The following is a 4,120-nucleotide window of genomic DNA, read 5'->3' on the forward strand; positions in this document are numbered from 1 at the left end:
TCGCCTATGACAGCCCCGAGGCCGACCGTCTGCGGAAGGCCGTCAGAGAGGCAGGCATTACGGCTGTGCTGGGGCTGTCGGAGCGTTTTGAAGGCTCGCTTTATATCGCCCAGTGGATTCTCGGGCCGGACGGCGAAACCATTGCCACCCGTCGCAAGCTGCGCGTGACCCATGTGGAGCGCACGGTCTATGGCGAAGGCGATGGCAGCGATCTTGCCGTTCACGACATCCCGGGGCTGGGGCGTGTCGGGGCGCTCTGCTGCTGGGAGCATATCCAGCCTCTCACGAAATACGCGATGTATGCCCAGAATGAGCAGGTCCATGTCGGCGCATGGCCAAGTTTTTCGCTCTATGAGCCTTTTGCATATGCCCTGAGTGCCGAGGTCAATAATGCTGCTTCGCGCGTTTATGCCGTTGAGGGCGGATGTTTCGTGCTCGCACCCTGTGCTGTCGTTTCCGAGGCGATGCTCGATGAATTATGCGATACGCCCGCCAAGCGCGAGCTTTTGCGCGCAGGTGGGGCGGCAGCGCGTATCTATGGGCCGGATGGCCGTGAACTGGTAGCCCCACTCGCCCCGGATGAAGAGGGGCTGCTCTATGCAGATATCGATCTTTCGGCCATTCCCGTGGCGAAGGCCTCGGCCGATCCCGTCGGACATTACTCCCGCCCGGATGTGACACGCCTTCTCTTCAATCCAGCCAGAGCGCGACGTGTCGAATATGTCATGCCGGGGGAGACCAGTCCGGTCGATACGGCGTCGCTTGCCTTTCCGCTTGCCAGCGAGGGTTGAGCATGGAAAGCGCTATTGCCCCGCATCTCCGTTGTCCGCGTTTGCGGGAGCGACGGATCACGGATGATTTTCAGCCGCCTTTTCCTGCCTGGACGGCCCGTGGCGATCACGCTGCGCATGAGCGCGTCATGGGTTATTTCGGTGTGCAATGGCGCGTTGAGCCGGGTGGTAGCTCAGAAGCTGTCGGTATTCCGATAACAGGACCGGCGGCGCAGGCTTTCAATGGTCTGAGGCGCCGTCTTGCTGGGGAAGGAGGAGCCTGCAACATCGAGAGCGCCAGTTTCGTCGATCTGGCAGGCTTCCATAATGCCGTGGTGATCGGTTACTGGCCGAGCGTGCAGGCGCACGACGCATGGTGGCGGCGCAATACCGGGTGGTGGTGTCAGGACGCGCAGGGTGGCAGCACCGTCGGCATGTTTCGTGAGATCTACTTTCCGCGCAATACGCATCTCGAAACGCTCTTCAGTGCATCAGACCGCCTTGAGGGCATTGGGGTCATGCTGGGAAACCGGAGCAATGATACCATTCAGGAGCATGGGTATTGGGGTGGTATGCGCGACCGTCTGCCAGCCAGCCAGACAGAGGCACTTGCCGCCCAGGGCGCGCGCCGTCTGGTTGATATCGGACCGGGCCGGCGCATGGTGCTCAGTCATGAGGGGGTCGCTCTCATACGATCCGGACAGGACTGGTCAGATGTCATGGGTGAGGAACTTGCTCTCTATCACGACAGCATCGAGCCGACATTGCGTGCGGGTATGGCGTTCCTGCGTGATGAAGGGCTGGCAATTGGCTGTTACTTCAATCGCTACATGCGTGTCAGCGACAAGGAGGGGGGCAAGCCCTGTCGCAGCTTCGGCATGAGCGCCTGGCGCGATCTTGCGGCTCTGGAGCACTGGGCAGAGCATCATCCAACGCACAAGGCGATTTTTGGCGATTTTCTGCAGGTTGTGCAGGCGCTTGAGGGTCGACTGGCGTTACGTCTCTATCATGAAGTGGCTGTGCTTCAATCGGACGCCCAGATACTCGACTATCTGGGCTGTCATGATCAGACGGGCATGATGAACGGCCTCGCGTGAAAAGCGAGGCTATGAGCGCAGAGCAGATCAGGACGCCGGGAAGGTTTCGTCCACCATTTTCTCGCTCAGTGTCCAGAGTGCCTCGGCACGTTCGGGATCGACCGCATAGGCACGTACGCCGGGAATGGTGATTCCAAGCGGTTGGTCATCGGGTACAATCGCACTGATGCTGCAATCCTCGCCATATCGACCACCAATCTCCGACGGCGTCGCAACGGTCGCGGCCCAGACAGCGCTGGCAGCCCCCTGAGGAATGGTCTTGAAGCGAAAAGGCGGCCTGCCTGCCTCGGCTTCCTGCTGGTTGATGCCCTCTATCATGGCTTCAATCGCCCCTTCGGGCATATGGCGCACTAGCTCGGTGGCGATTCCGCCCGGATGCATGGCTACGGCCCGTATGCCGCGTGCCTTGTGTCGGGCATCCAGCGCGACCGCGAACAGGATATTGGCTGTCTTGGATCGTCCGTAAGCGCCAAAGGGCGTATAGTCTGTCGCCAGGAATCCCGGATCCTCTAGGTCGACATCGCTGTAGCGGTGCCCGGCAGAAGAAAGCATGACCACGCGTCCACCGGGCCTGACCAGCGGGATCAGTCGGTTTACCAGGACGAAATGACCCAGATGGTTCGTGCCAAACTGGGTTTCAAAACCGTCCTTCGTCACACCCTGCGGTGTGGCCATGACGCCAGCATTGGCAATGATCGCATCGAATGTCATGCCCCGTGCCAGCAATCGTTCGGCGCAGTCACGGACACTTGCCAGATCATCGAGCGCAAGCTCTTCGATCTGTAGGCGTGTCGGGTCGATGCTGGCAGTCGCCCTTGCTGCCTTGGCCAGATCACGGGCCGTGCCGATAACCTCGGCACCATGAGCCACCAGGGCGCGGGCAGTCTCGACCCCGAGACCGGCAGAAACACCGGTGACGAGATAGCGTTTCCCGGCCAGGGAGAGACCGCCAAGCACATCATCGGTGGTGGACTGCGCATTGAACTTGGTGTCCGGCGTCGTCGCCGGTGTAGCGGAGAAGGAAGTAAGAGCAGACATGAACAGCCTCGCAGGGCATAAGGCGCGCACATCTTGCCGGCCGACAGGACACGCGCTAAACGGAAGTATACTCCGCTTTACATATACGGAACCAAATTCCGTTTAACAAGGGGGACAATGATCATGGGCGAGACGCCCCGCCAGAGGCGCCCCCGTGCCGACGGGCAGCGGAGCCGTCAGGCATTGATGGCCGTTGCACGCCAAGCCTTCGTGACGGGTGAGACCGATATACGCATGGACGAAATCGCAGCCCGTGCGGGTGTGGGTGTCGGCACGCTCTATCGTCACTTTGCCGATCGTTCTGCCTTGATCGAAGCTGTTTATGCAGACGAGCGTGACCAGTTGCTCAGTGCAGCCGATACGCTTCGTGCTGCTCATCCCCCGCTTGAGGCCTTGCGGGCATGGATGCGGCTTTTTGTCGGTTATGCCGCCACGAAGCAGGCCATGACGCCCGTCTTCAATACGCTCTCCGGTGGTTCATCAGCACTTTACGCCCGCACGGGCGGTCCCATTGTCGAAACCATGCAGAAACTCGCTGCCGCCTGTGTCGCGCAGGGGGATTTGCGCGATGATGTGGATCCGATGGATATGCTACGCGCGGTTTATGGTGTCTGCACGATTGCAGGCGACCGTCCGGAACAGGCCGTCCAGTTCATCGATATCATCCTGAGCGGTGCCAGACCGGACGCAACCAAGCCGAAGCTCTCCTGAGAGGCGAGTAAAGCTGTCCGGCTGGGTGCAAGCCTATTTCATCGGAAAACCGAGGACCTTGAGAGAGGCAAGCAGCGTGTCGCGGCCATGCAGGCCTTCACGTGAAACGATGCGTTTGACCATGGCCTCGGACCAGAGGCGAGGCGGCAGTGACTGTTCCTGCTGGAAGGCGTTGTCAGCCGCATCGAAGCTGGCGATGGCTTCAGCTTCCAGCGTGGTGTCGTAACGGTCTCGATGCAGCACGGCGCGTTGGGGCAGCCGCGGTTTGATGCTGGCGGGGCGTGTCTCATCCTCATAGCCCACGCACAGGCCAAAAAGTCCGACGCAGCCCTTTGGCAGGTCGAGCTCCTTTGCGACCTCAAGCGGATGATTGCGCAGCCCACCGATATAGACAGTTCCAAGACCCGCCGCTTCGAGGGCGGCCACGGCATTCTGCGCGGCCAGAGCTGCGTCGATGGCCGCTATAAGGAAGGATTCTGTATAGTCGAGCGCCTCGGCAGGCTG

Annotated in this window: 5 protein-coding genes; 3 read left to right on the forward strand and 2 right to left on the reverse strand. The window is 60.6% G+C overall.

Annotation, left to right across the window (positions count from 1 at the left end):
- Together P792_RS0118065 and P792_RS24130 are read left to right on the forward strand one after the other, a co-directional pair.
- On the forward strand, positions 1–791 hold a 791-nt coding region (locus P792_RS0118065; RefSeq protein WP_031240148.1), incomplete at its 5' end, for a carbon-nitrogen hydrolase family protein.
- A gap of 2 nt (positions 792–793) precedes the next feature.
- Positions 794–1,867: a phenylacetaldoxime dehydratase family protein gene (locus P792_RS24130; RefSeq protein WP_023977851.1), complete on the forward strand. Its 1,074-nt coding sequence runs from the start codon at positions 794–796 to the stop codon at positions 1,865–1,867.
- A 27-nt stretch (positions 1,868–1,894) separates the two neighbouring features.
- Here the strand turns inward: P792_RS24130 and P792_RS24135 are convergent, their stop codons facing one another.
- Positions 1,895–2,905 (reverse strand): SDR family NAD(P)-dependent oxidoreductase, encoded by a 1,011-nt coding sequence (locus P792_RS24135; protein WP_023977852.1) that lies wholly within the window; start codon positions 2,903–2,905, stop codon positions 1,895–1,897.
- Positions 2,906–3,028: 123 nt separating this feature from the next.
- Here P792_RS24135 and P792_RS24140 point away from each other — a divergent pair, with 123 nt between their 5' ends.
- A complete protein-coding gene (locus tag P792_RS24140; protein WP_035439400.1) occupies positions 3,029–3,616 on the forward strand; it encodes a TetR/AcrR family transcriptional regulator in 588 nt (195 codons plus the stop codon).
- Between the two features lie 33 nt (positions 3,617–3,649).
- Here P792_RS24140 and P792_RS38290 read toward each other — a convergent pair.
- Positions 3,650–4,120: nitroreductase family protein (locus P792_RS38290; RefSeq protein ID WP_023977854.1), on the reverse strand; the 471-nt coding region annotated here is incomplete at its 5' end.

This window comes from Asaia sp. SF2.1 (genome assembly GCF_000505765.1).
In the GTDB taxonomy this organism is placed as follows: Bacteria; Pseudomonadota; Alphaproteobacteria; order Acetobacterales; family Acetobacteraceae; genus Asaia; species Asaia bogorensis.